Annotated in this window: 27 protein-coding genes and 4 pseudogenes; 6 read left to right on the top strand and 25 right to left on the bottom strand. The window is 60.4% G+C overall.

Annotation, left to right across the window (positions count from 1 at the left end):
• Positions 1–4: 4 nt before the first annotated feature.
• The 13 genes from phnE to ccmA form a co-directional block, all read right to left on the bottom strand.
• Positions 5–787 (bottom strand): phosphonate ABC transporter, permease protein PhnE, encoded by a 783-nt coding sequence (gene phnE, locus ACA049_RS08420; RefSeq protein ID WP_212626853.1) that lies wholly within the window; start codon positions 785–787, stop codon positions 5–7.
• A 126-nt stretch (positions 788–913) separates the two neighbouring features.
• Entirely contained in the window at positions 914–1,930 is a 1,017-nt protein-coding gene (phnD, locus tag ACA049_RS08415; protein ID WP_497334599.1) for a phosphonate ABC transporter substrate-binding protein, read from the bottom strand.
• Between the two features lie 44 nt (positions 1,931–1,974).
• Entirely contained in the window at positions 1,975–2,808 is an 834-nt protein-coding gene (phnC, locus tag ACA049_RS08410) for a phosphonate ABC transporter ATP-binding protein (RefSeq protein WP_497334597.1), read from the bottom strand.
• Positions 2,809–3,710: 902 nt separating this feature from the next.
• Positions 3,711–4,118, bottom strand: a complete 408-nt coding sequence (locus ACA049_RS08405) for a hypothetical protein (protein ID WP_109628612.1) — start codon at positions 4,116–4,118, stop codon at positions 3,711–3,713.
• Between the two features lie 31 nt (positions 4,119–4,149).
• The gene (ccmI, locus tag ACA049_RS08400) at positions 4,150–5,352 is read right to left on the bottom strand and encodes a c-type cytochrome biogenesis protein CcmI (protein WP_497334595.1); all 1,203 of its coding nucleotides are present in this window, start codon (positions 5,350–5,352) and stop codon (positions 4,150–4,152) included.
• On the bottom strand, positions 5,345–5,818 hold the full coding sequence (locus ACA049_RS08395) for a cytochrome c-type biogenesis protein (RefSeq protein ID WP_497334593.1): 474 nt from the start codon (positions 5,816–5,818) through the stop codon (positions 5,345–5,347). Before ACA049_RS08395 ends, ccmI begins: the two co-directional genes overlap by 8 nt.
• Positions 5,815–6,351 (bottom strand): DsbE family thiol:disulfide interchange protein, encoded by a 537-nt coding sequence (locus ACA049_RS08390; RefSeq protein ID WP_403099509.1) that lies wholly within the window; start codon positions 6,349–6,351, stop codon positions 5,815–5,817. The genes ACA049_RS08395 and ACA049_RS08390 overlap by 4 nt, the downstream gene beginning before the upstream one ends.
• Positions 6,348–8,336, bottom strand: coding sequence for a heme lyase CcmF/NrfE family subunit (locus tag ACA049_RS08385; RefSeq protein WP_497334591.1), 1,989 nt, complete (start codon positions 8,334–8,336; stop codon positions 6,348–6,350). Before ACA049_RS08385 ends, ACA049_RS08390 begins: the two co-directional genes overlap by 4 nt.
• A 3-nt stretch (positions 8,337–8,339) precedes the next feature.
• Entirely contained in the window at positions 8,340–8,795 is a 456-nt protein-coding gene (ccmE, locus tag ACA049_RS08380; RefSeq protein ID WP_497334589.1) for a cytochrome c maturation protein CcmE, read from the bottom strand.
• Positions 8,792–8,968: a heme exporter protein CcmD gene (gene ccmD / locus ACA049_RS08375; RefSeq protein ID WP_008145547.1), complete on the bottom strand. Its 177-nt coding sequence runs from the start codon at positions 8,966–8,968 to the stop codon at positions 8,792–8,794. Before ccmD ends, ccmE begins: the two co-directional genes overlap by 4 nt.
• Entirely contained in the window at positions 8,965–9,720 is a 756-nt protein-coding gene (locus ACA049_RS08370) for a heme ABC transporter permease (protein ID WP_497334587.1), read from the bottom strand. Before ACA049_RS08370 ends, ccmD begins: the two co-directional genes overlap by 4 nt.
• A gap of 76 nt (positions 9,721–9,796) precedes the next feature.
• Positions 9,797–10,465 (bottom strand): heme exporter protein CcmB, encoded by a 669-nt coding sequence (gene ccmB, locus ACA049_RS08365; RefSeq protein ID WP_090188533.1) that lies wholly within the window; start codon positions 10,463–10,465, stop codon positions 9,797–9,799.
• Complete coding sequence (gene ccmA / locus ACA049_RS08360) at positions 10,462–11,097, bottom strand: cytochrome c biogenesis heme-transporting ATPase CcmA (protein ID WP_497334585.1); 636 nt, start codon at positions 11,095–11,097, stop codon at positions 10,462–10,464. Before ccmA ends, ccmB begins: the two co-directional genes overlap by 4 nt.
• 197 nt (positions 11,098–11,294) lie before the next feature.
• Here ccmA and fliK point away from each other — a divergent pair, with 197 nt between their 5' ends.
• The 6 genes and pseudogenes from fliK to ACA049_RS08330 form a co-directional block, all read left to right on the top strand.
• Positions 11,295–12,869 carry a flagellar hook-length control protein FliK gene (gene fliK, locus ACA049_RS08355; protein ID WP_497334583.1) on the top strand — a complete coding sequence of 525 codons (1,575 nt, stop codon included), beginning with the start codon at positions 11,295–11,297 and terminating at the stop codon, positions 12,867–12,869.
• Positions 12,866–13,195, top strand: coding sequence for an EscU/YscU/HrcU family type III secretion system export apparatus switch protein (locus ACA049_RS08350; RefSeq protein WP_497334581.1), 330 nt, complete (start codon positions 12,866–12,868; stop codon positions 13,193–13,195). The genes fliK and ACA049_RS08350 overlap by 4 nt, the downstream gene beginning before the upstream one ends.
• A 90-nt stretch (positions 13,196–13,285) precedes the next feature.
• Positions 13,286–13,402: pseudogene (locus tag ACA049_RS08345) on the top strand (EscU/YscU/HrcU family type III secretion system export apparatus switch protein); the annotation flags it as partial.
• Positions 13,403–13,492: 90 nt separating this feature from the next.
• Positions 13,493–13,609 (top strand): annotated as a pseudogene (locus tag ACA049_RS08340) (EscU/YscU/HrcU family type III secretion system export apparatus switch protein); the annotation flags it as partial.
• Positions 13,610–13,699: 90 nt separating this feature from the next.
• A pseudogene (locus ACA049_RS08335) lies at positions 13,700–13,816 on the top strand (EscU/YscU/HrcU family type III secretion system export apparatus switch protein); the annotation flags it as partial.
• 90 nt (positions 13,817–13,906) lie between these two features.
• Positions 13,907–14,023, top strand: a pseudogene (locus tag ACA049_RS08330) (EscU/YscU/HrcU family type III secretion system export apparatus switch protein); the annotation flags it as partial.
• 114 nt (positions 14,024–14,137) lie between these two features.
• Here ACA049_RS08330 and ACA049_RS08325 read toward each other — a convergent pair.
• The 12 genes from ACA049_RS08325 to fleN all read right to left on the bottom strand — a co-directional run bounded on the left by ACA049_RS08325 (position 14,138) and on the right by fleN (position 25,015).
• Entirely contained in the window at positions 14,138–14,530 is a 393-nt protein-coding gene (locus tag ACA049_RS08325) for a DUF2802 domain-containing protein (RefSeq protein ID WP_109628604.1), read from the bottom strand.
• Positions 14,531–15,016, bottom strand: coding sequence for a chemotaxis protein CheW (locus tag ACA049_RS08320; protein ID WP_008155806.1), 486 nt, complete (start codon positions 15,014–15,016; stop codon positions 14,531–14,533).
• A gap of 89 nt (positions 15,017–15,105) precedes the next feature.
• On the bottom strand, positions 15,106–16,011 hold the full coding sequence (locus tag ACA049_RS08315; protein WP_497334579.1) for a CheW domain-containing protein: 906 nt from the start codon (positions 16,009–16,011) through the stop codon (positions 15,106–15,108).
• Between the two features lie 120 nt (positions 16,012–16,131).
• Positions 16,132–16,920, bottom strand: a complete 789-nt coding sequence (locus ACA049_RS08310) for a ParA family protein (protein WP_109628602.1) — start codon at positions 16,918–16,920, stop codon at positions 16,132–16,134.
• A gap of 43 nt (positions 16,921–16,963) precedes the next feature.
• Positions 16,964–17,854, bottom strand: a complete 891-nt coding sequence (motD, locus tag ACA049_RS08305) for a flagellar motor protein MotD (protein ID WP_497334577.1) — start codon at positions 17,852–17,854, stop codon at positions 16,964–16,966.
• A gap of 15 nt (positions 17,855–17,869) precedes the next feature.
• Positions 17,870–18,610 (bottom strand): flagellar motor protein, encoded by a 741-nt coding sequence (locus ACA049_RS08300; RefSeq protein WP_438662303.1) that lies wholly within the window; start codon positions 18,608–18,610, stop codon positions 17,870–17,872.
• On the bottom strand, positions 18,610–19,761 hold the full coding sequence (locus ACA049_RS08295) for a protein-glutamate methylesterase/protein-glutamine glutaminase (protein ID WP_497334575.1): 1,152 nt from the start codon (positions 19,759–19,761) through the stop codon (positions 18,610–18,612). Before ACA049_RS08295 ends, ACA049_RS08300 begins: the two co-directional genes overlap by 1 nt.
• A 50-nt stretch (positions 19,762–19,811) precedes the next feature.
• Positions 19,812–22,043 (bottom strand): chemotaxis protein CheA, encoded by a 2,232-nt coding sequence (locus ACA049_RS08290; protein WP_497334573.1) that lies wholly within the window; start codon positions 22,041–22,043, stop codon positions 19,812–19,814.
• Positions 22,044–22,097: 54 nt separating this feature from the next.
• The gene (locus tag ACA049_RS08285; RefSeq protein ID WP_403099478.1) at positions 22,098–22,886 is read right to left on the bottom strand and encodes a protein phosphatase CheZ; all 789 of its coding nucleotides are present in this window, start codon (positions 22,884–22,886) and stop codon (positions 22,098–22,100) included.
• Between the two features lie 22 nt (positions 22,887–22,908).
• Positions 22,909–23,280, bottom strand: a complete 372-nt coding sequence (locus ACA049_RS08280; RefSeq protein WP_003183998.1) for a chemotaxis response regulator CheY — start codon at positions 23,278–23,280, stop codon at positions 22,909–22,911.
• 167 nt (positions 23,281–23,447) lie between these two features.
• Entirely contained in the window at positions 23,448–24,188 is a 741-nt protein-coding gene (fliA, locus tag ACA049_RS08275) for an RNA polymerase sigma factor FliA (protein WP_007894214.1), read from the bottom strand.
• Complete coding sequence (gene fleN, locus ACA049_RS08270; protein ID WP_003222917.1) at positions 24,185–25,015, bottom strand: flagellar synthesis regulator FleN; 831 nt, start codon at positions 25,013–25,015, stop codon at positions 24,185–24,187. The genes fliA and fleN overlap by 4 nt, the downstream gene beginning before the upstream one ends.
• Positions 25,016–25,125: the final 110 nt, after the last annotated feature.

Genomic DNA, 25,125 nt, shown 5'->3' with positions numbered 1-25,125 from the left:
AAATTCAGATGAACTGCTTGCGCAGGCGTTGCGACAGGATGTCGATCAGGCTCACCACGACGATGATCACCAGCAAGACGGCGCACGTTTGAACAAACTGAAAGGCGCGGATGTTCTCCCACAGAATCACCCCGATCCCGCCGGCACCGACCATCCCCACCACCGTCGCCGAGCGCACATTGGCCTCGAAGCGGTACAGCGCGTAGGACACCCACAGCGGCATCACTTGCGGAATCACCCCGTAGATCACTTCTTGCAGAGCGCTGGCACCGGTGGCGCGAACCCCTTCAACCGGGCCCGGGTCGATGGCCTCGACCGCTTCGGCGAACAGCTTGGCAAGCACGCCGGTAGTGCTGATCCACAGCGCCAGCACCCCGGCAAACGGACCCAGACCGACCGCCACCACGAACAACATGGCGAACACCATTTCGTTGATCGAACGGAAGGCGTCCATCACCCGGCGCAGTGGCTGGTGGATCCACCAGGGAGTGATGTTTTCCGAGCAGAGAATGCCCAGCGGCACCGAGCAGACAATCGCCAGCACCGTGCCCCAGAGGGCGATCTGCACGGTGACGATCATTTCCTTGAGGTAGGAGCGCCATTCATGAAAATCCGGCGGGAAGAAATCAGCGGCGAAGGTCGCCATGTTTCCCGAGTCGCGGTACAGCGCCATCGGGTTCATCTCGGCGCCGTGCCAGGCCCAGGCCAACAAAACCAGGAACAGCCCCCAACCGGCGTACTGCGGCCAGGTGCGCTTGCCGACAGCTTCAGCGTGCAGAGTGGTCATAGGATTTCTCTAATTAATGCCAAGTGCAAAACCTGTGGGAGCGGGCTTGCTCGCGAAGACGGCGGCACATACACCATCGATGGCGACTGACACACCGCTTTCGCGAGCAAGCCCGCTCCCACAGGGTCAACCGGCGGTGGATGCCGTCTTTTTGTCGGCGCTCTTCTCGATCAAGGTCAGGCGCTCTTGCAGCTTCGCCAGCTCGGCATCGATCTCGGCCAAACGCTTGGCCTTGTCCGCCGCTTCAAGCTTGGTATCGGCGCTGATCGTGGTGCGCTGCTTGAACAGTTCCAGCTGACGGATCGGCAGCAACTGGTCGTCGCTGGACTTCAGGAACTTGCCCAGCTGCATGCCCTTGAGCACCGCTTTCTCGGAGTCGGTGTCGCCGTAGCTGAAAATGAAATCGCGGATCTTGGTCTTCTCGCTGTCGCTCAGGGCCTTGCTCCACACCAGCGGATCGGCCGGGATCAGCGGCGACTTCCAGATCACCTTGAGCAGTGCCGCCTTGTCCGGCTGGGTGACTTCCAGGCGATCCCAGCTTTCAGTGTTGAAGGTCGCCACATCCAGTTGCCCCTTGGCCACGCTCAAGGCGTTGACCTCATGGCTGGAATTGAGGGTGCGCTTGAACGCGGTGGCCGCATCGACGTGGTTCTTGGCGAACACGTAGTAGCCCGGCACCAGGTAGCCCGAGGTGGAGTTCGGGTCGCCGTTGCCGAAGGTCAGGTTCTTGGCGTTCTTGAGCATGTCGTCGACGGAGTTGATCGGGCTGTCCTTGCGCACGATCAGCACGCTCCAGTATCCGGCGGCACCGTTGGCGGCAGCGGTCTGGGCGAAAATCTCACCGTTGGAACGGTCCACCGCTTCCATCGCGGCCTTGTTGCCCAGCCATGCAACATCGACTTTGTTGAAGCGCATGCCCTGGATCAGGCCCGCGTAGTCGGAGGCGAAGGTGGCATTGATTTTCAGGCCGGTTTTCTTCTGCATGTCATCGAGAAACGGCTGCCAGATGCTCTTCAGGTTCTGCGAAGACTCGGTGGACATGATGCCGAAATTGATGGCTTTTTCTTCAGCCTGGGCGGTGCCCAGCACACAACTGGCGAGCAGTGCTGCGCCTGCAAAAACACGACCGATACGGTTCAACATGGAAAGGATTCCTGAGGGTGCGTAGTTGAGGAAGTGGAGGTTGTTCACACGCGAGCCAGCACCAGCCGTGGCGCGGGTTCGGTGCGGCGGGTCTGGTCGGAAAACATCAGGCTGGTGTCGATGTCGGCACCGTACAAATCGTTGAGGAACTGACTGCTCAGCTCTGCGGCGAGGCCGTCGAAATGAATGCGCCCGCCCTTGAGCGCCACGGCTCGGGGGCAGTAACGCGTGGCGTAGTCGACTTGGTGCAGGGTCACCACCACGGTCTTGCCGTCGCGGCGGTTGATGTCGGCGAGGATTTCCATGACCTTGCGCGCCGATTCCGGGTCCAGCGAGGCGATGGGTTCGTCGGCCAGAATCACTTCGGCACGCTGGGTCAGTGCACGGGCAATCGCCACGCGCTGCTGTTGTCCGCCGGACAAGGTGGACGCCCGCTGCGCCGCCAGATCGGCCAGGCCGACACGGTCCAGGGACTCCATGGCGAACTGTTTTTCCTGGGCATTGAACAGGCTCAAATTGCCGCGCCAGCGTGGCATGCGGCCCAGGCAACCGAGCAGCACGTTATCGAGCACGCTCAAGCGGTTGACCAGGTTGAACTGCTGGAAGATGTAGCCGATGTCGGCGCGCAGGCGACGAACCTTGCCATTCAAACGCCCGGACGCCTGCACTTCCCGCCCCAGTACCTTGACGCTGCCGCCGTTGCTGCGATCGCAACAGGCCAGGCCCGCGAGGTGCCGCAGCAAGGTGGACTTGCCGGAGCCGGAAGCGCCAATCAGCGCGACCATCTCACCGGTTGCGATGGTGAGTTCGAGGTCGACCAGTGCGGTCTTGCGCGCAAAGGTCTTGTTCAGATGATCGACATGGATAGCTGCGTTCATGGGCTTCTCTGTCTGGTTGAACAGCCGTCCCTGGCCGCTTTGAAGTTCAACCGACTTTAGGCACGGGCTGTGTCAGCCCTATGACTCGCACAAGTCGCTGGCTTAACCATTTGATGAAGGTTTTGTGAAAGGTTGAGCGGGTGGGGTTACTGCTGGACCTGTAGGACCGAGCCTGCTCTCGATGGCGGCCTTAGAGCCGACCTCAATTCTACGGATGCATCCGATCCCTGTGGGAGCTGGCTTGCCTGCGAAGGCGGCCTGATAGCCGACCATTCTCTATCAGGTGTACATATCCATTTTTGCGGTAGCGGCGGCTATTGGTTCCGCCCTTACGACGGGTCACTTGGAACAGCGCCAAGTAACCAAAGCGCTCTTGCCCCTGACGTTCGGTGCCTCGCCCTGGATCGGCATGCCCTCGCTCCGGCACACGTGTTCCTCTGTAGGAGCTGTCGAGTGAAACGAGGCTGCGATCTTTTGATTTTGATCTTTTCCAGAGGCTGAACGCAGGCGTTGCGTCGGTCGGGCAAAGCAACGGCAAGATCAAAAGATCGCAGCCTCGTTTCACTCGACAGCTCCTACAGGGGGACGCGTGTGCGTTGGGTTTACGCGTACGCCTGAGCCCAGGCCGGTCGGCCGCCTTGCTTTGGCTTTTGATTTTGATCTTGATCTTGATCTGCCCCGTCGTGAGGGCATGCCGAGCCACAGCGAGGCACCGTACGTCAGGGGCGAAAGCGTTTGGTTACTTGGCGGTCTTCCAAGTGACCCGCCGTAAGGGCGGAACCAATAGAAGCCGTAACCGCAGAAACGGATATGCACACCATCAAGCTCCCACAAGGTCCCATAGCGATCCCGTCGCCTTTACTGCGCCCACAAAAAAGGCGACTCGAAAGTCGCCTTTTGCGTTATTCCCCGAACTGCCGCCCCAACCCACCCGGCACGCCATGGATATTGGTCTCTTCCCATGGCCCGTTCGGGCTGATCGACCGGCTCCAGCCGTTGTTCCAGCGGTAGTAGGTGCGCTGGCGGTAGAAGGTATTGGGCTGATCATCCAGCACGTAAACGCCAAGCTTGGCATCCCAATGGCTGTTGCCGCCCGGTGGCGGCGCGAAGCTGGCAGAGGTGCGTGGCAGCGGCTTGGCGGGTTTGGCCGGGGTGGTCGGTTTGCTCGGTGCCGTCGACGGAGCTGGTTTAGTGCTCGGCTGCGACGGCGGGATCGGTGGCGGGGTTGGCTGCTCAGGGGGCCGTTGGACCGCACAAGCGCTTAACCCCAAAACCAGACTGAGCAGGGTGATACGAGCGATGGCGGTCATGGCGGTGGTTCCTGTTAATTATCCCGGGCTGTTATTTGTCCGGACTGTCGATGGTCAGTTTTTGCGCTGCGGTGGTGCTGCTGGCCAGGGGCTGGCTGCGACCGATCCATTCGCCGGCAGTCGGTTGGCCGGCGCGGGAGACGCGCGCAACCAGTTGGACTTCAGGGAAGTTCGACAGTTTCAACTGCGGCATCATTGCGTCGGCATCGCCCAGTTCAACGGTGGCCGGCAAGTCGGCAACGGTCAGGCGTTTGGCGGCCAGCGGTGCCGGTGGACCCGAGGTCGCACGGGCAAAAATGAACACGCTGTCGCCGGGCTGGACCTTGGCTTTGAGTTCAGGCGCCAGATCGACGGTGACTTTAAGCTTCGCTGCCGCTTTGGCCGCTGGGGCCTGGGCGACTTTGCCGCCGCTGGCTTCAAGCTTCTCGGTCGCCCGGGTGATCCCGCCTTGCAGCGCAGCTCGGGAACTGTCCTCCGGCGGCAACTGCGCCAGCAGGCGATTCCAGTAGTCGATGGCGTCCTGATAACGCTGGCTTTCAAACGCCGCGATGCCCAGCAAGCCAAGGCTGGTGACTTCTTTCGGATCGGCTTTCAGCGCTTCGTCCGTCAGTGCCTGAATCTTGTCCGACCACTTTTTGCCATCGGCGAAATACTGGGCCTGGGCCCATTGGCCGAGCAGTTCCGGCTGACGACCCGCCAGGTTCACCGTGCGTTCGAAGATCTTCGCGGCATCAGCGGGACGATCCTGAGCCATGTACGTGCGACCGAGGAAATACAAGCCTTCAGCGGAATCCGGCTGAGCCGCGACCGCGCGCTCCAGACGCTGGGTCATCTCTTCCATCGACTGCGGCGCCTGGGCGAATTCACGGGTCAGTTCGACCTTGTCGCTGGCGCCGAAATGCAGGTACAAGCCCAGCCCCAGGACCGGCACCAGAATCGCCGCCAGCAAGGGCAACGGTTTGCCCATGCGCGCCACGCGCGGTGCCTCGACGCCTTCGGTGTCGGCGAGCAACTCACGGGCCGCTTCGGCGCGACCGGTTTCCAGTTGCGCAGCGTTGAGCACGCCCTCTTCCTGTTCGGTTTGCAACTCAGCCACGCGCTCTTGATACAACGCGACGTTCAGGGCAGTACGATCCTCTTCAAGTTGTGCGCGACGGCCACGCAAAACGGGGATCAGCAGAAAACTCAGGGCAACCAGAAGTAGCAGACCTGCAGCGAGCCAGAAATCAATCATTCTTGGTTTTATCCAACAGGTGGTCGAGGCGCTCGCGCTCCTCGGCAGAAAGCTCGTCCTTGCTGTCCGTGCGTTGCACGCGACGACGGCGGACGATCACGGCGATGATCACAAAACCGCCCAGTAACAGGCCGGCGGGGCCGAACCAGAGCAAGGCGGTCTTGGCGTTCAGAGCGGGTTTGTAACGGACGAAATCACCGTAGCGATCAACCATGAAGTCGATGATCTGCTGGTTGTCCTTGCCCTCGCCGAGCATGCGAAAAATCTCTTTGCGCAGGTCGGCGGCAATCGGCGCGTTGGAATCGGCGATGTCCTGATTCTGGCACTTGGGGCAACGCAGTTCTTTGGTCAGCTCGCGAAAACGCTCGCGATCACCTTCTTTGGCGAATTCGTAGGTGTCGATGGCTGCGTGCGCGACGCCAGCCATGCTCAAACCCAGTACAACAGCGGCTATCCAGCGTTTCATGGCTTGGCCTCGTCGACCAGCGCCTGATACCTGGCCGCCAGTTTCTCGCGCCAGACCTGCTCGTCGATCACGCCGACGAACTTGTCGCGGATGATGCCTTTGGCGTCGATGAAGAAGGTTTCCGGTGCGCCGTAGACGCCGAGGTTCAGGCCCAGCGAGCCCTCCGCGTCACTGATGCCCAACTGGTAAGGGTTGTGGAACTCCACCAGCCACTTCTTCGCGTCGGCGTTGACGTCCTTGTAGTTGATGCCATAAATCGTCACGCCTTGCTGGGCCAGTTTGTTCAGCACCGGATGCTCGACCTTGCAGGCGATGCACCAGGTGGCCCACACATTGACCAGCGCCGGTTTACCGAGAATGTCAGCCTTGGTCAGGGTCTTGTCGCCCTCCACGGTCGGCAGGGAAAACGCCGGGAACGGTTTGCCGATCATCGCCGAAGGCAACTCGGCGGGGTCCAGGTACAACCCGCGATACAGGAAAACAGCCACCACCAGAAAAATCGCCAGCGGCAACAGCATCAACCAACGTCTCATGCAGTGGCTCCCGTCATGCCCAGTGCTTCACGCACACGGCTTTTCACCTTGACCCGATAACGGCGATCCAGCGCCGCCAGCAACCCGCCAAAACCTGTGAGCAGTCCGCCGAACCAGATCCAGCGCACGAACGGTTTGACGTGCACGCGCACGGCCCAGGCGCCATCGCCCAGCGGTTCGCCGAGTGCGACGTAAATGTCACGGGTGAAACCGGCGTCGATCCCGGCTTCGGTCATCACCGAGTTCTGCACGGTGTAGAGGCGTTTTTCCGGGTGCAGCACGCTGACTTCCTTGCCATCGCGGATCACTCGCACGGTGCCCTTGTCGGAGGTGAAGTTCGGGCCTTCGTAGTGCTTGGCGCCTTCGAACACGAAGTGATAACCGGCCAGGTCCATGGACTCGCCCGGTGCCAGGCGCAAATCACGCTCGGCACTGTTCTGGCTCGACAGCACGACGCCGAGGGCACAGACGGCGATGCCGAGGTGAGCGACCTGCATGCCCCAGTAGCTGCGGGTCAGGGTCGGCAGGCCTTTGATCAGGCCTTTGTGGCGGGTCTTGTCGAGGATGTCGCGCACACCGGCCAGCAACACCCACGCGGCGAGCATGAACGTGGCGATCACCGCCCAGTTGAAATCGCCGTAAGCAACACCGGCCACCACGGCCAACGCGGCACTGCCGAGCAACACCGGCGTGAGCATGCTCATCAGCCATTTGACCGGTGTGTCTTTCCAGCGCACCAGCATGCCGACGGCCATCACCATCATCAGCAACGCCATCAACGGAATGAACAGCGCGTTGAAGTACGGCGGGCCGACCGACAGCTTGGCGCCGGTCATCGCATCGAGAATCAGCGGGTACAAGGTGCCCAGCAGGATCATCGACGCCGCCACCACCAGCACCAGGTTGTTGCCCAGCAGCAGGGTTTCCCGGGACCAGAGGTTGAAGCCAACATGACTCTTCACCACCGGCGCGCGCAGGGCGAACAGCGTCAGCGAACCGCCGACCACAAACAGCAGGAAAATCAGAATGAACACGCCGCGCTCAGGATCGGACGCGAAGGCGTGAACCGAGGTCAGTACACCGGAACGCACAAGGAACGTGCCTAGCAGGCTCAACGAGAACGCAGCGATGGCCAGCAACACGGTCCAGCTCTTGAACACGCCACGTTTTTCCGTGACCGCCAACGAGTGAATCAGCGCCGTACCCACCAGCCAAGGCATGAACGAGGCGTTTTCCACCGGGTCCCAGAACCACCAGCCGCCCCAGCCGAGTTCGTAGTAAGCCCACCACGAACCGAGGGTGATGCCGATGCCGAGGAAGGCCCAGGCGACGATGGTCCACGGACGCGACCAGCGCGCCCACGCCGCATCGAGACGACCGCCCATCAGCGCGGCAATGGCGAAAGCGAATGCCACCGAGAAACCGACGTAACCCATGTACAGCATCGGCGGGTGAACGATCAGACCGATGTCTTGCAGGAGCGGATTGAGGTCCGCGCCATCGCTGGGCACTTGCGGCAGGATGCGCTTGAACGGGTTCGACGTAAGGATCAGGAACAGCAGGAAACCGGTGCTGATCATGCCCATCACGGCCAGCACGCGGGCCAGCATTACTTGCGGCAACTGCCGGGAGAACACCGACACCGCGAAAGTCCAGCCACCGAGGATCAGTGCCCACAGCAGCAACGAGCCTTCGTGGGCGCCCCACACCGCGCTGAACTTGTAATACCACGGCAAGGCGCTGTTGGAGTTGCTGGCCACATAGGCGACGGAGAAGTCGTCAGCCATGAACGCGTAGGTCAGGCAACCGAAGGCGAACAGCAAAAAGGTGAACTGGCCCCAGGCGGCCGGTTGGGCCAGGCTCATCCACAAACGGTCACCGCGCCAGGCGCCGAGCAACGGCACGATGGCCTGAACCAGCGCGAAACACAGCGCCAGGATCATGGCCAGGTGGCCGAGTTCAGGAATAAACAGTCCAGATGTCATCGATCAACCCTCCTTCGCGGGCGTTGGAGCAGATTGACCGCTGTCTTTCAAAGCCTTGGTCACTTCCGGCGGCATGTACTTTTCATCGTGCTTGGCCAGCACTTCGTCGGCCACCACCACGCCGTCGGCGTTCAGTTTGCCCAGGGCCACGATGCCCTGCCCTTCGCGGAACAGGTCCGGGAGGATGCCGCGATAGCTGATGGTCACGGACTTGTTGAAGTCGGTGACGATGAATTTCACGTCCAGCGAGTCGCCGGAACGTTGCAGCGAACCTTGCTCGACCATGCCGCCGGCGCGAATGCGCGTATCTTGCGGGGCTTCGCCGTTGGCGATCTGGGTCGGGGTGTAAAACAGATTGATGTTCTGCTGCAGGGCGCTCAGGGCCAGGCCGACGGCTGCGCCGACACCCACCAGGATCGCGAGAATGATGATAAGACGCTTTTTGCGCAGCGGATTCACTTGCCGTTCTCCCGGCGCAAACGACGCGCCTCTTGTTGCAGATACCGCTTGCGGGCCAGGATCGGCGCCGCCACGTTGAGGGCCAGCACCGCCAGGCAGATGCCATAGGCTGACCAGACATACAGGGCGTGATGGCCCATGGCGAGGAAGTCGCCGAATGAAGCAAAACTCATCGAACGGCCTCCAGACTGTTCTGCACTTCCGCTTTCACCCAGCTCGCCCGGGCTTCGCGCTTGAGCACTTCAAGGCGCATGCGCAGCAACAGCACCGCGCCGAAGAAACAGTAGAAACCCAGCACCGTCAGCAACAGTGGCAGCCACATCTCGGCAGGCATTGCCGGTTTTTCGGTGAGGGTGAAGGTCGCGCCCTGGTGCAGGGTGTTCCACCACTCCACCGAGTATTTGATGATCGGGATGTTGATCACGCCGACAATCGCCAGGACCGCGCAGGCTTTGGCCGCGCTGTCACGATTGCTGATCGCGTTGCCCAGCGCAATGAGACCGAAGTACAGGAACAGCAGAATAAGCATGGACGTAAGTCGCGCATCCCAGACCCACCACGAGCCCCAGGTCGGCTTGCCCCAGATCGCGCCGGTGACCAGCGCCACGGCGGTCATCCAGGCACCGATGGGCGCCGCGCATTGCAGGGCGACGTCGGCCAGTTTCATTTTCCAGATCAGCCCGACGATGCCGCACACCGCCAGCATCACGTAGACGGACTGCGCCAGCATGGCGGCGGGAACGTGGATATAGATGATGCGAAAGCTGTTGCCTTGCTGGTAGTCAGGCGGCGCGAAAGCCAGGCCCCAAACGACACCGATGCCGATCAGCAACAACGCGGCGATACTCAGCCACGGCAGCAGTTTGCCACTGATGCCGTAAAACCATTTGGGCGAGCCGAGCTTATGAAACCAGGTCCAGTTCATTACTGTTTCCATCACGGTTGCTCTTCGCTTTGAAGAGCCAAAGGGTCTTTACTGGTTAAAATTTAACCAGACCTCATTATTCGCCGACGCTGATCTTCAGGCCAGCAGCTATTGCAAACGGTGTCAGGGTTATCGCCAAGGCGGTCAGGCTACCAAGCCACAAGAGATAACCGGTCGCCGGCATGCCCTGCAACGCCGCCTGCAAGGCGCCGCTGCCAAGAATCAACACCGGGATGTACAGCGGCAGAATCAGCAGCGCCAGCAACAGGCCGCCACGCTTCAATCCCACCGTCAGGGCTGCGCCCACCGCACCGAGCAGGCTCAGCACCGGTGTACCCAGCAATAAAGAAAGCAGCAACACCGGCAGACAGGCGGTTGGCAAACCGAGCATCAATGCCAGCAGTGGAGCGAGCAAAACCAGTGCCAGGCCAGAGAAGGCCCAGTGTGCCAGTACCTTGGCCAAAACCAGAAGAGGCAGGGGGTGCGACGAAAGGACCCACTGTTCAAGCGATCCGTCTTCGAAATCACTGCGGAAGAGCCCGTCCAGCGAGAGTAGGACCGATAAAAGGGCCGCGACCCAGACCAGTCCCGGAGACAAGGTTTGCAACAATTGAGACTCGGGTCCGACCGCCAAAGGGAACAGCGAAACGACGATCGCGAAAAATACCAGCGGATTGGCCAGTTCAGCCGGACGGCGGAACAGCAAACGGGCCTCACGGGCGACCAACAGGCCGAAAACACTCATACGGCCCACTTCCCTAGATCGATATCGCGATAGCTGGTCGGCATCCGGCTCAGCGTGTGGTGAGTGGTCAGCACCACCATGCCACCGCGCTCACAGTGCGCGGCCAGGTGTTCTTCGAGTTGCGCCACGCCTTGCTTGTCGAGCGCGGTGAACGGTTCGTCGAGGATCCACAGCGGTGGGCTGTCCAGGTACAACCGCGCCAACGCCACGCGGCGTTTCTGCCCGGCGGACAACGTGTGGCAGGGAACATCCTCGAAACCGCGCAGTCCGACATCGGCCAGCGCTCGCCAGATCGCCTCGTGTGAGGCCGGTTGGTGCAGAGCGCAGAGCCAGGTCAGGTTCTCCTCCGGCGTCAGCAGGTCCTTGATCCCGGCGGCATGGCCGATCCACAGCAGGTTGCGCGCCAGTTCCAGGCGCTGATCGTTCAGCGGCTGGCCATTGAGCAGCACTTGACCGGCGGTCGGCTGCATCAGGCCGGATAGCAGACGCAGCAGGCTGGTCTTGCCACTGCCGTTGGGGCCGCTGATTTGCACCATTTCGCCACTGGCCAGTCTCAATTCGAGATTTTCGAAGAGCAGCCGAAGGTCTCGCTCACAAGCGAGGGCAACGGTTTGCAGGACAGGACTGGTCAAGAGATCACGGGCCTTTTGCGGTTCAAGTCGGCGGCGGAGCGGCCGCTAAAGAGATGCAGCATAGATGCATTGGCGGCTTGTTCTAGAGAGCTGCGTCAAACAAATGCAATGTTTTCGCCACTCCCCGAAAGACGGGCGGCATTATACATGCCGTGCCCTACTCTAAAGAGTGCATTTTCCTCAGGTTGTGACCGCGTATGACAGGCGAAATGAACATCCTCCCGCTACCGCAGACCACCCCCGCGACTTCGCGGCCACTGGTGGTGAGTGGCGATCTGCTGCAGCTGCTGAAGCCGATGGAGGGCCTGATCACACCCGGCCAGACCGCCAACGCTGAAGTGCTGTCGCTGAAGCAGGCGGATCAGACCTTTCAACTGTTGCTCAAAGTCACCCTCGAGAGCGGCCGCCAGACCACGGTCCAGGCCACCAGCACCCAGCCGCTGCCCCAAGGCACCACCCTGGCGATCACCCAGCCGTCAGCCAGCAACCTGGCGATTACGGTGCAACAGGCCATTGCCTCCAGCATCGCCACCCTCACCCGCATCGACACCGCGCAATTGCCGGTCGGGACGCTGTTGCAGGGCAAAGTACTGACCTCGCAGGTGTTGCCGCAGGTGCCGGGACAGCCGACGGTGTTTCGTTCGATGGTGAGCCTGCTCAACACCGCGTTGAGCGGCAGCACCTTGAGCATCGAGAGCCCGACGCCGCTACGTATCGGTACGTTGCTGAGCGCCCTGGTGCAGGATACGCAAACTCTGAAGTTCGTGCCGCTGAGCAATCGTCAGGAGCAGTTGGCGGTCACCCAGCAATTGGTCAGTCAGCAGAGCCGCCAAGGTTCGCTGGATGGCTTGATCAAAGTCCTGCAAAACCTGCCACCGTCGGATCAGACATCCAGCGACCTGCGGGTTGCCGTGGAAAAACTGCTGGCCGGTTTGCCGGATGTTCAACAACTGAGTTCACCAAAAGGCCTCGCTCAAGCGCTGGCCAATAGCGGTGTGTTCCTCGAAGCGAAGCTGCTCATCGGGCAGAACCCGACACTGGCGCCGGACATGAAAGGCGATCTGCTCAAGCTGATCGCGCAACTGACGCCAGGATTGCCGGCCAGCACCAATCTCAACGCGATCATTGCGGCCAACACGCTGGTCCAGTCCATGCCGAGCTTCGTGCGCAGCGCCCTCGGCATGCTCGGCCAGGTCAGCGCCAAACCGCTGCCGACCAGTTTCCCGCTGCCCGAACGGCTGCTGCAAAGCCACGACGGTGAAAACGATCTGGAGCATTTGCTGCGCCTGGCCGCGGCGGCCGTTTCGCGCCTGCAAAGTCATCAATTATCAAGTCTCGAGCAAACCGGCGTCACTGACGATGGTCGACTGCTCAGCACCTGGCAGCTGGAAATCCCGATGCGCAACCTGCAGGACATCGTGCCGTTGCAGGTCAAGTTCCAGCGCGAAGAAGCGCCGGAGAAAGAACAACCGCACGAACGCCGGGACGAACGCGAGCCGAAGCAGCAACTGTGGCGCGTGGACCTGGCGTTCGACATGGAACCGCTGGGCCCGTTGCAGATTCAGGCGCAGCTGATCAGGGGCAGCCTGTCCAGCCAGCTGTGGGCCGAACGGCCGTACACCGCGAGCCTGATCGAAAGCAATCTGGCTGCGCTGCGCCAGCGTCTGCTGGATTCCGGGCTGAACGTCGGCGATCTCGACTGCCACCTCGGCACGCCGCCGCAAGGCCCGCAAACCCGCCTCGAACAACGCTGGGTCGACGAAACCGCATGAGAAACCCCAACACCCCACGCCAGGCCATTGCCCTCAAATACGACGGCACCCACGCCCCTACCCTCACGGCCAAGGGTGACGAAGCACTGGCCGAAGCCATTCTGAAACTTGCCCGCGATTATGAAGTGCCGATCTATGAAAACGCCGAGCTGGTAAAGCTGCTGGCGCGGATGGAATTGGGGGAGAGTATTCCGGAGGAGTTGTACCGCACGATTGCCGAGATTATTGCGTTTGCGTGGAACCTGAAGGGCAAGTTTCCGGCGGGGCATGATCCGCAAGCGGGGATGGTGGAGAAGGACGTAACCGATCGCGGGGATGATTATTGATGTTGGGGTAAATGCAAAAGATCGCAGCCTCGTTTCACTCGACAGCTCCTACATTGGGATGGCGTACACCCTATGAAACGCCGAGCTGCCACGATTGCCGAGATTATTGCGTTTGCGTGGAACCTGAAGGGCAAGTTTCCGGCGGGGCATGATCTGGAGGCGGCGATGGTGGAGAAGGACGTCACCGATCGCGGGGATGATTACTGATTTTGGAGGGAATGCAAAAGATCGCAGCCTCGTTTCACTCGACAGCTCCTACATTGGGATCGCGTACACCCTAAGAAACGCCGAGCTGCCACGATTGCCGAGATTATTGCGTTTGCGTGGAACCTGAAGGGCAAGTTTCCGGCGGGGCATGATCTGGAGGCGGCGATGGTGGAGAAGGACGTCACCGATCGCGGGGATGATTACTGATTTTGGAGGGAATGCAAAAGATCGCAGCCTCGTTTCACTCGACAGCTCCTACATTGGGATGGCGTACACCCTATGAAACGCCGAGCTGCCACGATTGCCGAGATTGTTGCGTTTGCGTGGAATTTGAAGGGCAAGTTTCCGGCGGGGCATGATCTGGAGGCGGCGATGGTGGAGAAGGACGTCACCGATCGCGGGGATGATTATTGATGTTGGGGTGAATGCAAAAGATCGCAGTCTCGTTTCACTCGACAGCTCCTACATTGGGATCGCGTACACCCTATGAAACGCCGAGCTGCCACGATTGCCGAGATTGTTGCGTTTGCGTGGAATTTGAAGGGCAAGTTTCCGGCGGGGCATGATCTGGAGGCGGCGATGGTGGAGAAGGACGTCACCGATCGCGGGGATGATTATTGATGTTGGGGTGAATGCAAAAGATCGCAGCCTCGTTTCACTCGACAGCTCCTACAGGGATACGCGTTCCCAATGTAGGAGCTGTCGAGTGAAACGAGGCTGCGATCTTTTGATCTTCTAGTTCCGGTGAAGCTTGCGCATCAACTCCGCTTCAGCCTGGGTCAACCCGCAAGACTGGGTCAGCTCGTCAACGGTAGCCCCCATGCCCACCAATCGTGCCGCCTGGGCAAACGACAGGCTCGACGGATCGCGCTGTTCCAGCTGAGCCAGTTTGTCCGGCAGGGGACCGACGACGGCGCGCAGTTCGTGCAGGTCTTCACCCATGCGCACGTTGCCGCTCTGATAGTCGTCGACGCGCTTGGCCAGGTCCTTGATGCGCTGATCGCGCAGAGCATCACCCTGGGCCTGTTGCGCGGCGATTTGCCGTTGAGCGCGAATGTACGCCAGGAACATTGCCAGCGTGCCTGCCCAGAAAAGGAACAGGACAATGACCGCTACCTCAAGAATCAATCAGATGTTCTCCAGGTCCGACCATTCTTCTTCGCTCATCATCTTGTCCAGTTCGACCAGGATCAGCAGTTCGTTGTTCTTGTTGCACACGCCTTGAATGAACTTGGCGGACTCTTCGTTACCGACGTTTGGTGCGGTTTCGATTTCCGACTGACGCAGGTAAACCACTTCGGCCACGCTGTCGACCATGATCCCGACCACTTGCTTGTCGGCTTCGATGATGACGATACGGGTGTTGTCGCTGATCTCGGCATTCATCAGGCCGAAGCGCTGACGGGTGTCGATCACGGTAACCACGTTACCGCGCAGGTTGATGATGCCCAGCACGTAACTCGGGGCACCCGGGACCGGGGCGATTTCGGTGTAACGCAGGACTTCCTGAACGCGCATCACGTTGATGCCGTAGGTTTCATTGTCCAGTTTGAAGGTTACCCATTGCAGGATCGGATCTTCAGAACCTTTTGCATTCGTCGCTTGATTACTCATACCCTGACCCCTCGAAAAACCGCTTCTGGCGGCGTGTGTTCTGTGTGGCGGCATTCAACAATGCCGTCGCATGATTGTTATGTCGGCTGTTATGTCGATTTGTGAAGCGGCTTGCTGCCGCCCATGTGCTTTGCCCCGCCGCTGGCGATCAACTCGGCCAATGCGGAGACGTCCAGCAATGCACACATGTGCTCAATCACCGTGCCGGCGAGCCATGGCCGCTGACCTCGGTGACTTCTCCATTTGATTTCGTTCGGGTCAAGGCGCAACGAGCGGCTGACCTGATGCACCGCCAGCCCCCATTCGTAGCCCTGAACCGAAATAACGTATTGCAGGCCCTGGCGGAAGTCGTCGCGGTAGCGGTCGGGCATGACCCAGCGCGCGGTGTCCAGGACTTTCAGGTTGCCGGCCTGACTCGGCAGGATCCCGAGGAACCATTCCGGCTGACCGAACAGCGGCGTCAGCTCGTGACCGGCCAGCGAGTAAATCGAGCCCAGGCACACCAGCGGCACCGCAAGCGTCAACCCGGCGACATCGAACAACAGGCACTCGAACGGCTCGGCGGCCCACGACGGCCGACCGTCGGTTTCCACCGGTGGCGGCGTATTGCTCGGTGGCAGATGGACTTCGACCAGCGGCGGCACCAGGGTTTGCAGCAACGGTGCGAGGGTCGAGACCGGCGCAAGGATCGGTGCCGACGCTTCTTCGATCACCACAGGCGCTTTTGCAACCAGAGCAACCGGAGCAACCACGGGCGCCTCGACAGGCGCGGCAGCGACAACCGACTTCTGCGCATCACGCGCCTGCTCTTCAAGCACTGCTGCCTGGAATTCGTCCAGCGCCGCTTCGACCTCGACCGTTTCAACGACCTCAATGACTTCAGCCACCGCTTCGACTTCCAGCGGCAACTCTTCAGTTGCCTCCATCAGCAAGCTATCCAGATAAGACTGGAGCGCCAGTTGCGGACGCGAGGTAATTTTCACCGGCCGATTCATGAAAGACGCGCCCCTGTAGGAGCGAGGCTTGCCCGCGAAAAACGATGACGCGATTCAACTGTGCAGACCGTGGCGTCTGCTTCGCGGGCAAGCCTCGCTCCTACAAGGGCTAGGTTCATCTCAGGCCACCTGTGGGACAAGTTGTGCTGCCAGCAAATGCTTGAGCAGTGCGCGGTACGCCAGAACGCCGCGGCTCTTGCCGTCGAATTGCGAAGGCGTCAGCCCGGCCCGGCTCGCATCCCGCAGGCGCGTGTCGATCGGGATGTAGCCTTGCCAGATTTCTTCCGGGTATTTGTCGCGCAACACGCGAAGGGTGCCGAGGGACGCCTGGGTGCGGCGGTCGAACAGGGTCGGAATGATGGTGAACGGCAACGCTACTTTGCGTGAGCGATTGATCATCGCCAAGGTGTTGACCATGCGCTCCAGGCCTTTGACGGCCAGGTGTTCGGTCTGCACCGGGATCACCAATTGCTGGCTCGCCGCCAAGGCATTGACCATCAGCACGCCGAGCAATGGCGGGCTGTCGATGACCGCGTAATCGAAGTCCTGCCACAGTTGCGCCAGGCTCTTGGCGATCACCAGGCCCAGGCCACTCTGGCCCGGCGACTGACGTTCAAGCGTGGCCAGCGCGGTGCTCGACGGCAACAGCGAAATACGTTCGTCACTGGTCGGCAACAGCAATTGGCCGGGCAAGCCTTGCGGCACGCTGCCCTTGTGCAGGAACAGGTCGTAGCTGCTGTGTTCCAGGCTGTCGGGGTCGTAGCCAAAGTAGCTGGTCATCGAGCCGTGCGGATCGAGATCGACCACGACCACGCGCTTGCCCGCCTCGGCCAGTAACCCGGCTAAAGCGATAGAGGAAGTGGTTTTACCAACACCACCCTTTTGATTGGCAACGGCCCAGACTCTCATTCGGATTGTTCCTCTCGGTCAACAAGGTGGACCGAGAAATAGCTCAACGTGTTAATGCAGGCGACGGAGAATTGACGGCGCTCTCTCGTACCGGCGACTTGACCGGGGTCGGTGCAGTTTGTGTGCCAGCACGCTTCAACGCGGCATCCGGTTGCGCATGGGCGGTTCCGGTACCGGTGAGGCTGCGGCGTACATCGAGATTGCGTGACACGACCAGCACTACGCGACGGTTGCGTGCCCGGCCTTCGGCGGTGGCGTTGTTGGCCACCGGCTGGAATTCGCCGTAACCCACCGATGCCAGACGGCCAGGGTTAACACCCTGCATCGCCAGCATGCGCACGATGCTCGCCGAACGGGCCGAGGACAGTTCCCAGTTGGTCGGGTATTGCGCGGTGCGGATCGGTTGATCGTCGGTAAAACCTTCGACGTGGATCGGGTTGTCGAACGGTTTCAGAATGCCGGCAACCTTGTCGATGATGTTGAACGCCATGTCGCTGGGCATGGCGTCACCGCTGCCGAACAACAGGCTGGAATTGAGTTCGATCTCGACCCACAACTCATTGCCGCGCACAGTCATCTGGTTGGACTTGATCAGGTCGCCGAACGCCGCGCTGATGTCATCGGCGATGCTCTTGAGCGGATCGCTGGAACCGGCGACACCGGCGTCGACCTGCTCGCTGTCCTTGACCAGCGGCTTGGCCGGGGTCACGGTCTGCGGCCGTTCTTCACCAATGGGAATAGGCTTGAGCGAACGATCGGCATCGGTAAAGACCCCGATCAACGCTTGCGAGATGACCTTGTACTTGCCTTCGTTGATCGAAGAAATCGAGTACATGACCACGAAAAACGCAAACAGCAACGTGATGAAGTCGGCGTAAGAAACGAGCCAGCGTTCGTGATTGACGTGTTCTTCAGGTTGCCGACGACGTGCCATGATCCATATCCCCCATCAATCCATGAAGCCCTGAAGCTTCAACTCAATAGAGCGAGGGTTTTCACCTTCGGCGATCGACAGGATCCCTTCGAGCAACATTTCGCGGTAACGCGACTGGCGCAAGGCAACGGACTTGAGCTTGGCGGCAATCGGCAACAACACCAGGTTGGCACTGGCCACGCCGTAGATGGTGGCGACGAAGGCGACGGCGATGCCGCTGCCCAGTTGCGTCGGATCGGCCAGGTTGCCCATGACATGGATCAGGCCCATCACCGCACCGATGATGCCGATGGTCGGCGCGTAGCCGCCCATGCTTTCAAAGACTTTGGCCGCTTCGATGTCACGGGCTTCCTGGGTGTAGAAATCCACTTCCAGAATGCTGCGAATCGCTTCCGGCTCGGCGCCGTCCACCAACAATTGCAGGCCTTTGCGCGAGTAGCTGTCAGGTTCGGCATCGGCCACCCCTTCCAGACCGAGCAGACCTTCCTTGCGCGCGGTGAGGCTCCAGTTGACGACGCGGTCGATGCCGCCGGCCAGGTCAACGCGCGGCGGAAACAGAATCCAGCCGATGATTTGCATGGCGCGCTTGAAAGCGCTCATCGGCGATTGCAGCAACGCTGCGCCGATGGTCCCACCGAGTACGATCAGCGCCGCCGGGCCGTTAGCCAATGCGCCGAGGTGACCGCCTTCAAGGTAGTTGCCGCCAATGATGGCGACAAACGCCATGATGATCCCGATTAGGCTTAAAACATCCATCAGATACACGCCTCGACCAAGTGCTTGCCAATATCGTCCAGACCGTAGATCGCGTCGGCGAGGTCGGCTTTGACGATGGCCATCGGCATGCCGTAGATCACGCAGCTGGCTTCATCCTGAGCCCAGATCGCACTGCCGCCCTGTTTGAGCAGGCGCGCGCCTTCACGACCGTCGGCGCCCATGCCGGTCAGTACGACCGCCAGAACTTTGTCGCCGTATGACTTGGCGGCGGAACCGAAGGTGATGTCCACGCACGGTTTGTAATTCAGACGCTCGTCGCCCGGCAGGATTTTCACCGCGCCACGGCCATCGATCATCATTTGCTTGCCACCCGGTGCCAGCAGCGCCAGGCCTGGACGCAGGATGTCGCCATCCTCGGCTTCCTTGACGCTGATGCGGCAGAGCTTGTCGAGACGTTCTGCGAAAGCCTTGGTGAACGCGGCCGGCATGTGCTGGATCAACACGATCGGCGCCGGGAAGTTGGCCGGCAGCTGAGTCAAGACTCGCTGCAGGGCAACCGGACCGCCCGTGGACGTACCAATGGCCACCAGTTTGTAGGCTTTGCGTTTTGGCGCGGGCGACGACGGGCCGGACGATGCCGGGGCCGATGTCGGGGCGTAGCTACGCGCCGGAATCGGTGCCGCTGCCGGACGCGCAGGCGTGCTGCTGCCGTAACTGCTGACGCTCGAAGGCGCAGGCGTCGGGGCGGGTGCAGGAACGTGTGCCGGTGCGCTGTAGGTGGCGGCGCGACGGTTACTGCGCGAGATGCTGAGAATCTTCTCGCACAGCAGTTGCTTGACCTTCTCCGGGTTACGGGAGATGTCTTCGAAATTCTTCGGCAGGAAATCCACTGCGCCAGCATCCAGCGCATCGAGGGTGACCCGGGCGCCTTCATGGGTCAGCGAGGAGAACATCAACACCGGGGTCGGGCAGCGCTGCATGATGTGCCGCACCGCCGTGATGCCATCCATCATCGGCATCTCGTAGTCCATGGTGATCACGTCTGGCTTGAGGGCCAGCGCCTGATCGATCGCCTCTTTTCCGTTGGTCGCCGTACCGACGACCTGGATATTCGGATCCGCTGAAAGAATTTCCGAGACGCGGCGGCGGAAAAACCCCGAATCGTCCACCACCAGGACTTTGACTGCCATAAACACTCCGTTAGGACGGAGCGAGGCTCAGTCGCCCCGCTCCACCAGAATCAAATACGCCGTGCGGCGTAACGCTTGAGCATGCTCGGAACATCGAGAATCAGCGCAATGCGACCGTCACCGGTGATGGTGGCGCCCGACATGCCCGGGGTTCCCTGGAGCATTTTGCCCAATGGCTTGATGACCACTTCTTCCTGGCCCACCAGCTGGTCGACGACGAAGCCGATCCGCTGAGTGCCCACCGAAAGGATCACCACATGGCCCTCGCGCTGCTCTTCGTGAGCGGCGGAGCTGACCAGCCAGCGCTTGAGGTAGAACAATGGCAGTGCCTTGTCCCGCACGATCACCACTTCCTGGCCGTCCACCACGTTGGTGCGCGACAGGTCGAGGTGGAAGATCTCGTTGACGTTCACCAGCGGGAACGCGAACGCCTGGTTGCCGAGCATGACCATCAGCGTCGGCATGATCGCCAGGGTCAACGGGACCTTGATGACGATCTTCGAGCCCTTGCCCTTGGTCGAATAGATATTGATGGTGCCGTTGAGCTGGGCGATTTTGGTTTTCACCACGTCCATGCCCACGCCGCGTCCGGAGACATCGGAAATTTCGGTCTTGGTCGAGAAACCCGGCGCGAAGATCAGGTTGAAGCAATCGGACTCGCTGAGGCGATCGGCTGCATCCTTGTCCATCAAGCCTTTCTTCACGGCGATGCCGCGCAGAACATCAGCGTCCATGCCTTTGCCGTCATCGGAGATGGACAGCAGGATGTGGTCGCCTTCCTGTTCAGCGGACAGGATCACCTTGCCGCTGCGAGGCTTGCCCATCGCTTCGCGTTCGGCCGGTTCTTCAATACCGTGGTCGACCGAGTTGCGCACCAAGTGGACCAGCGGGTCGGCCAGGGCCTCGACGAGGTTCTTGTCGAGGTCGGTTTCTTCGCCGACCAACTCCAGGTTGATCTCTTTCTTGAGCTGGCGAGCCAGGTCGCGAACCAGACGCGGGAAGCGCCCGAAAACTTTCTTGATCGGTTGCATCCGGGTCTTCATGACCGCGGTTTGCAAGTCAGCCGTGACCACGTCGAGGTTCGACACAGCCTTGGACATGGCTTCGTCGCCGCTGTTGAGGCCCAGACGGACCAAGCGGTTACGCACCAGAACCAGTTCGCCGACCATGTTCATGATTTCGTCGAGACGCGCGGTATCAACCCGCACGGTGGTCTCGGCTTCACTGGCCGGTTTTTCCGGTGGTGGAGCAGACGGAGCGCGAGCTGGAGCCGGTGCAGCAGCCGCCGCTGGCTTCGGCGCTTCCGCCTTAGGCTCGGGCGCTTTGGCAACCGGTTTCGGCGCAGCTGCCTTGGCGGCTGGAGCAGTCACCACAGCGCCTGTGCCCACTTCAGTGAACTTGCCTTTGCCGTGCAATTCGTCGAGCAGCGATTCGAACTCGTGATCGGAGATCAGATCGCCACCGGCCGCTTTAGCGGTGGGCGCAGCCGAAGCAGGTACGGCAGCAATGGCCGATTCCAGCGCATCCACCGCAAAGTTGCCTTTGCCGTGCAACTGGTCGAGCAGTGCTTCGAATTCGTCGTCGGTGATGTCGGAGCTGTCGCCTGCTGCTTTCGGGGCAGCCGGTGCAGCGGGCGCTGCCACCGCGTCGACGGCGAACTGGCCTTTGCCGTGCAGTTGATCGAGCAACGACTCGAACTCGGCATCGGTGATTTCGTCGCTGGCCGCGGAATCGGCGGCAGCCACTGGAGCAACGGCTGGCGCTTCGGCTTGAGCCTTGACGGCGTTCAGCGAGTCCAGCAATTGTTCGAATTCGTTATCGGTGATGTCGCCCGATTCTTCGGCGGCAGGTGCTTCGACCACTTCAGCGACCGGTGCAGCTTCATCAGCCGTTTGCGGCTCGGCCAGACGGGCCAGTGCCGCGAGCAATTCAGGCGTGGCAGCCGTAATCGGACTGCGTTCGCGCACTTCGGTGAACATGCTGTTCACCGCGTCCAAAGCTTCGAGAACCACGTCCATCAGTTCCGAGTCGACGCGACGTTCACCCTTGCGCAGGATGTCGAACACGTTCTCGGCGATGTGACAGCACTCCACCAGCTCGTTGAGCTGGAGGAAGCCGGCGCCCCCTTTTACAGTGTGAAAACCGCGAAAAATTGCATTGAGCAAATCCGCATCATCCGGTCGGCTTTCCAGCTCGACCAGCTGTTCGGACAGTTGCTCTAGAATCTCGCCGGCCTCAACCAGGAAATCCTGAAGGATCTCTTCATCGGCGCCGAAGCTCATTAAGGGGGTGCTCCTACAGGTCTAAAAACCTAAAAAACCTAAAATGCTAAAACTCTAAAATCCTAGGCTGGATAACAAATCGTCCACATCGTCCTGACCGGACACAACGTCTTCTCTTTTATCGGCATGAATCTGCGGACCTTCACCCTGAGAGAGATGTTTTTGCGGATCTTTTTCAGCAAGCATCGCATCACGGTCATGTTCGATACCCGCAAAGCGGTCTACCTGACTGGCCATGAGCACGAGCTTGAGCAGGTTGCTTTCAACTTCGGTGACCAATTGGGTCACGCGCTTGATCACCTGACCGGTGAGGTCCTGGTAATCCTGGGCCAGCAGAATGTCGTTGAGGTTGCTCGACACCGTGCGATTGTCTTCGCTGCTGCGTGTCAGGAAACCGTCGACCCGCCGGGCCAGTTCGCGGAACTCTTCAGCCCCGACTTCACGACGCATGAACCGCCCCCAATCCGTGCTCAACGCCTGGGCTTCTTCGCTCAGGCTGTTGACCAGCGGCGTGGCGTTTTCCACCAGGTCCATGGTGCGGTTGGCGGCGGCTTCGGTCAGCTTGACCACATACCCCAGGCGCTCGGTGGCGTCCGTGATCTGCGACACTTCCTCGGCTTGCGGCATGTTCGGGTCAATCTGGAAATTGACGATCGCGCTATGCAGCTCGCGAGTGAGCTTGCCCACTTCCTGATACAGGCCGCGGTCACGGGTCTGATTGAGCTCATGGATCAGTTGCACCGCGTCGCCGAACCTGCCTTTTTCAAGGCTTTCGACCAGTTCGACCGCGTGTTTTTTCAGGGTCGATTCAAAATCGCCCAGTGAAGATTCTTTATGCTCCATAGCTCCCCCGTGGCGCAGTGGATCAACCGATGCGTTCGAAAATCTTCTCGATTTTTTCTTTCAACGCCTGGGCCGTGAAGGGTTTGACCACATAGCCGTTAACACCGGCCTGGGCCGCTTCGATAATCTGCTCGCGCTTGGCTTCTGCAGTCACCATCAGCACTGGCAGGTGCTTGAGCTTTTCATCGGCGCGTACGTGGCGCAGCAGATCGATACCGGTCATGCCAGGCATGTTCCAGTCCGTTACCAGAAAGTCGATGCTCCCGCTGTTGAGAACCGGAATGGCGGTAGTGCCATCGTCAGCCTCGACCGTGTTGGTGAACCCAAGGTCACGCAACAGGTTTTTTATGATCCGCCGCATCGTTGAGAAGTCATCAACGATGAGGATTTTCATGTTCTTGTCCAATTCGACCTCCAAGCAGTCTTAAACGCGCCCAGCACCTGGACGCGCCATTTCAATCAATCCGGCAATGCATTCGATGACTGTCTGGAGCACAACAGATCGCGACCGGTGCAGTTCAACACCCCACCGGTCTCGTTCGCAGTGTCCCCACACTGCCTTCAGCGCGCTCGCCACTCCCCCAAACGCCCCCGCAAACGGGCCGCGCACTGGCTATGTAACTGGCTGACCCGCGATTCGCTGACCCCCAGGACCTCACCGATTTCCTTGAGGTTCAGCTCTTCGTCGTAGTACAGCGCCAACACCAGTCGCTCACGCTCCGGCAAATTGGCAATCGCGTCCGCCAGCGCAGCCTGGAAGCGTTCATCTTCCAGATCGCGTGACGGCTCAAGATGTGCACTCGCGCCATCCTCATGCAGCCCTTCGTGTTCGCCGTCCTGCAACAGATCGTCGAAACTGAATAACCGGCTGCCCAGGGTGTCGTTCAAAATCCCGTAATAATCGTCGAGACTCAATTGGAGTTCGGCCGCAACCTCATGATCTTTAGCGTCACGACCGGTTTTAGCTTCAATCGAGCGAATTGCGTCGCTGACCATGCGGGTATTGCGGTGGACCGAACGTGGAGCCCAGTCCCCCTTGCGCACTTCATCGAGCATCGCGCCGCGGATTCGAATGCCCGCGTACGTCTCGAAACTCGCGCCTTTGCTGGCGTCATATTTGGTCGATACTTCAAGCAGGCCGATCATCCCGGCCTGGATCAGGTCTTCAACCTGAACACTGGCCGGCAGACGGGCCAGCAAGTGGTAAGCAATGCGTTTGACCAGTGGCGCGTAACGCTCGATCAGCTCGTACTGCGCGTCACGTGCCGACTTCTTGTAGAGGTTGTAGCCACTGGCTGTCATAGGACGGGTCCTGCAGTCTGTTGCACGAGGCGCTCGACGAAAAACTCCAGGTGCCCACGCGGGTTGGCAGGCAACGGCCAGGTGTCGACCTTCTGCGCGATCGCCTTGAACGCCAGGGCACACTTGGAACGCGGGAAGGCTTCGTAGACGGCACGCTGCTTCTGCACGGCCTTGCGCACGCTTTCGTCGTAAGGCACCGCGCCGACGTATTGCAGGGCGACGTCGAGGAAGCGATCCGTGACCTTGGTCAACTTGGCGAATAGGTTGCGACCTTCCTGCGGGCTCTGGGCCATGTTGGCCAGGACGCGGAAGCGGTTCATGCCGTAATCGCGGTTCAGCAGTTTGATCAGCGCGTAGGCATCGGTAATCGAGGTCGGCTCGTCGCAGACCACCAGCAAGACTTCTTGCGCGGCGCGAACAAAACTGACTACCGAGTCACCAATACCCGCAGCGGTGTCGATCACCAGGACGTCGAGGTTGTCGCCGATATCGCTGAAAGCCTGGATCAGGCCGGCGTGCTGGGCCGGGCTCAGATGAACCATGCTCTGCGTGCCGGACGCGGCCGGAACGATGCGAATACCGCCGGGGCCTTGCAACAGAACGTCGCGCAGCTCACAGCGGCCTTCGATCACGTCGGCCAGGGTACGTTTGGGTGTCAGCCCCAGCAGGACGTCGACGTTCGCCAGCCCCAGATCGGCGTCCAGCAGCATGACGCGCCGGCCGAGCTCAGCTAGAGCCAGGGACAAGTTCACTGACACGTTAGTCTTCCCGACGCCACCTTTGCCGCCGGTCACCGCGATCACCTGTACGGGATGCATGCTGCCCATGTTATTTCTTTACCTTGTCTTGCATAGACGGAGGCCACATTACTGGCTGCGCGTTCATAAACTGAACAATGCATGGCAGACCATCGATGTAGGTACAAAAACTGTTCATT

It is taken from the genome of Pseudomonas sp. LBUM1662 (genome assembly GCF_059695915.1).
This window is presented reverse-complemented; position numbering and strand designations above follow the sequence as displayed.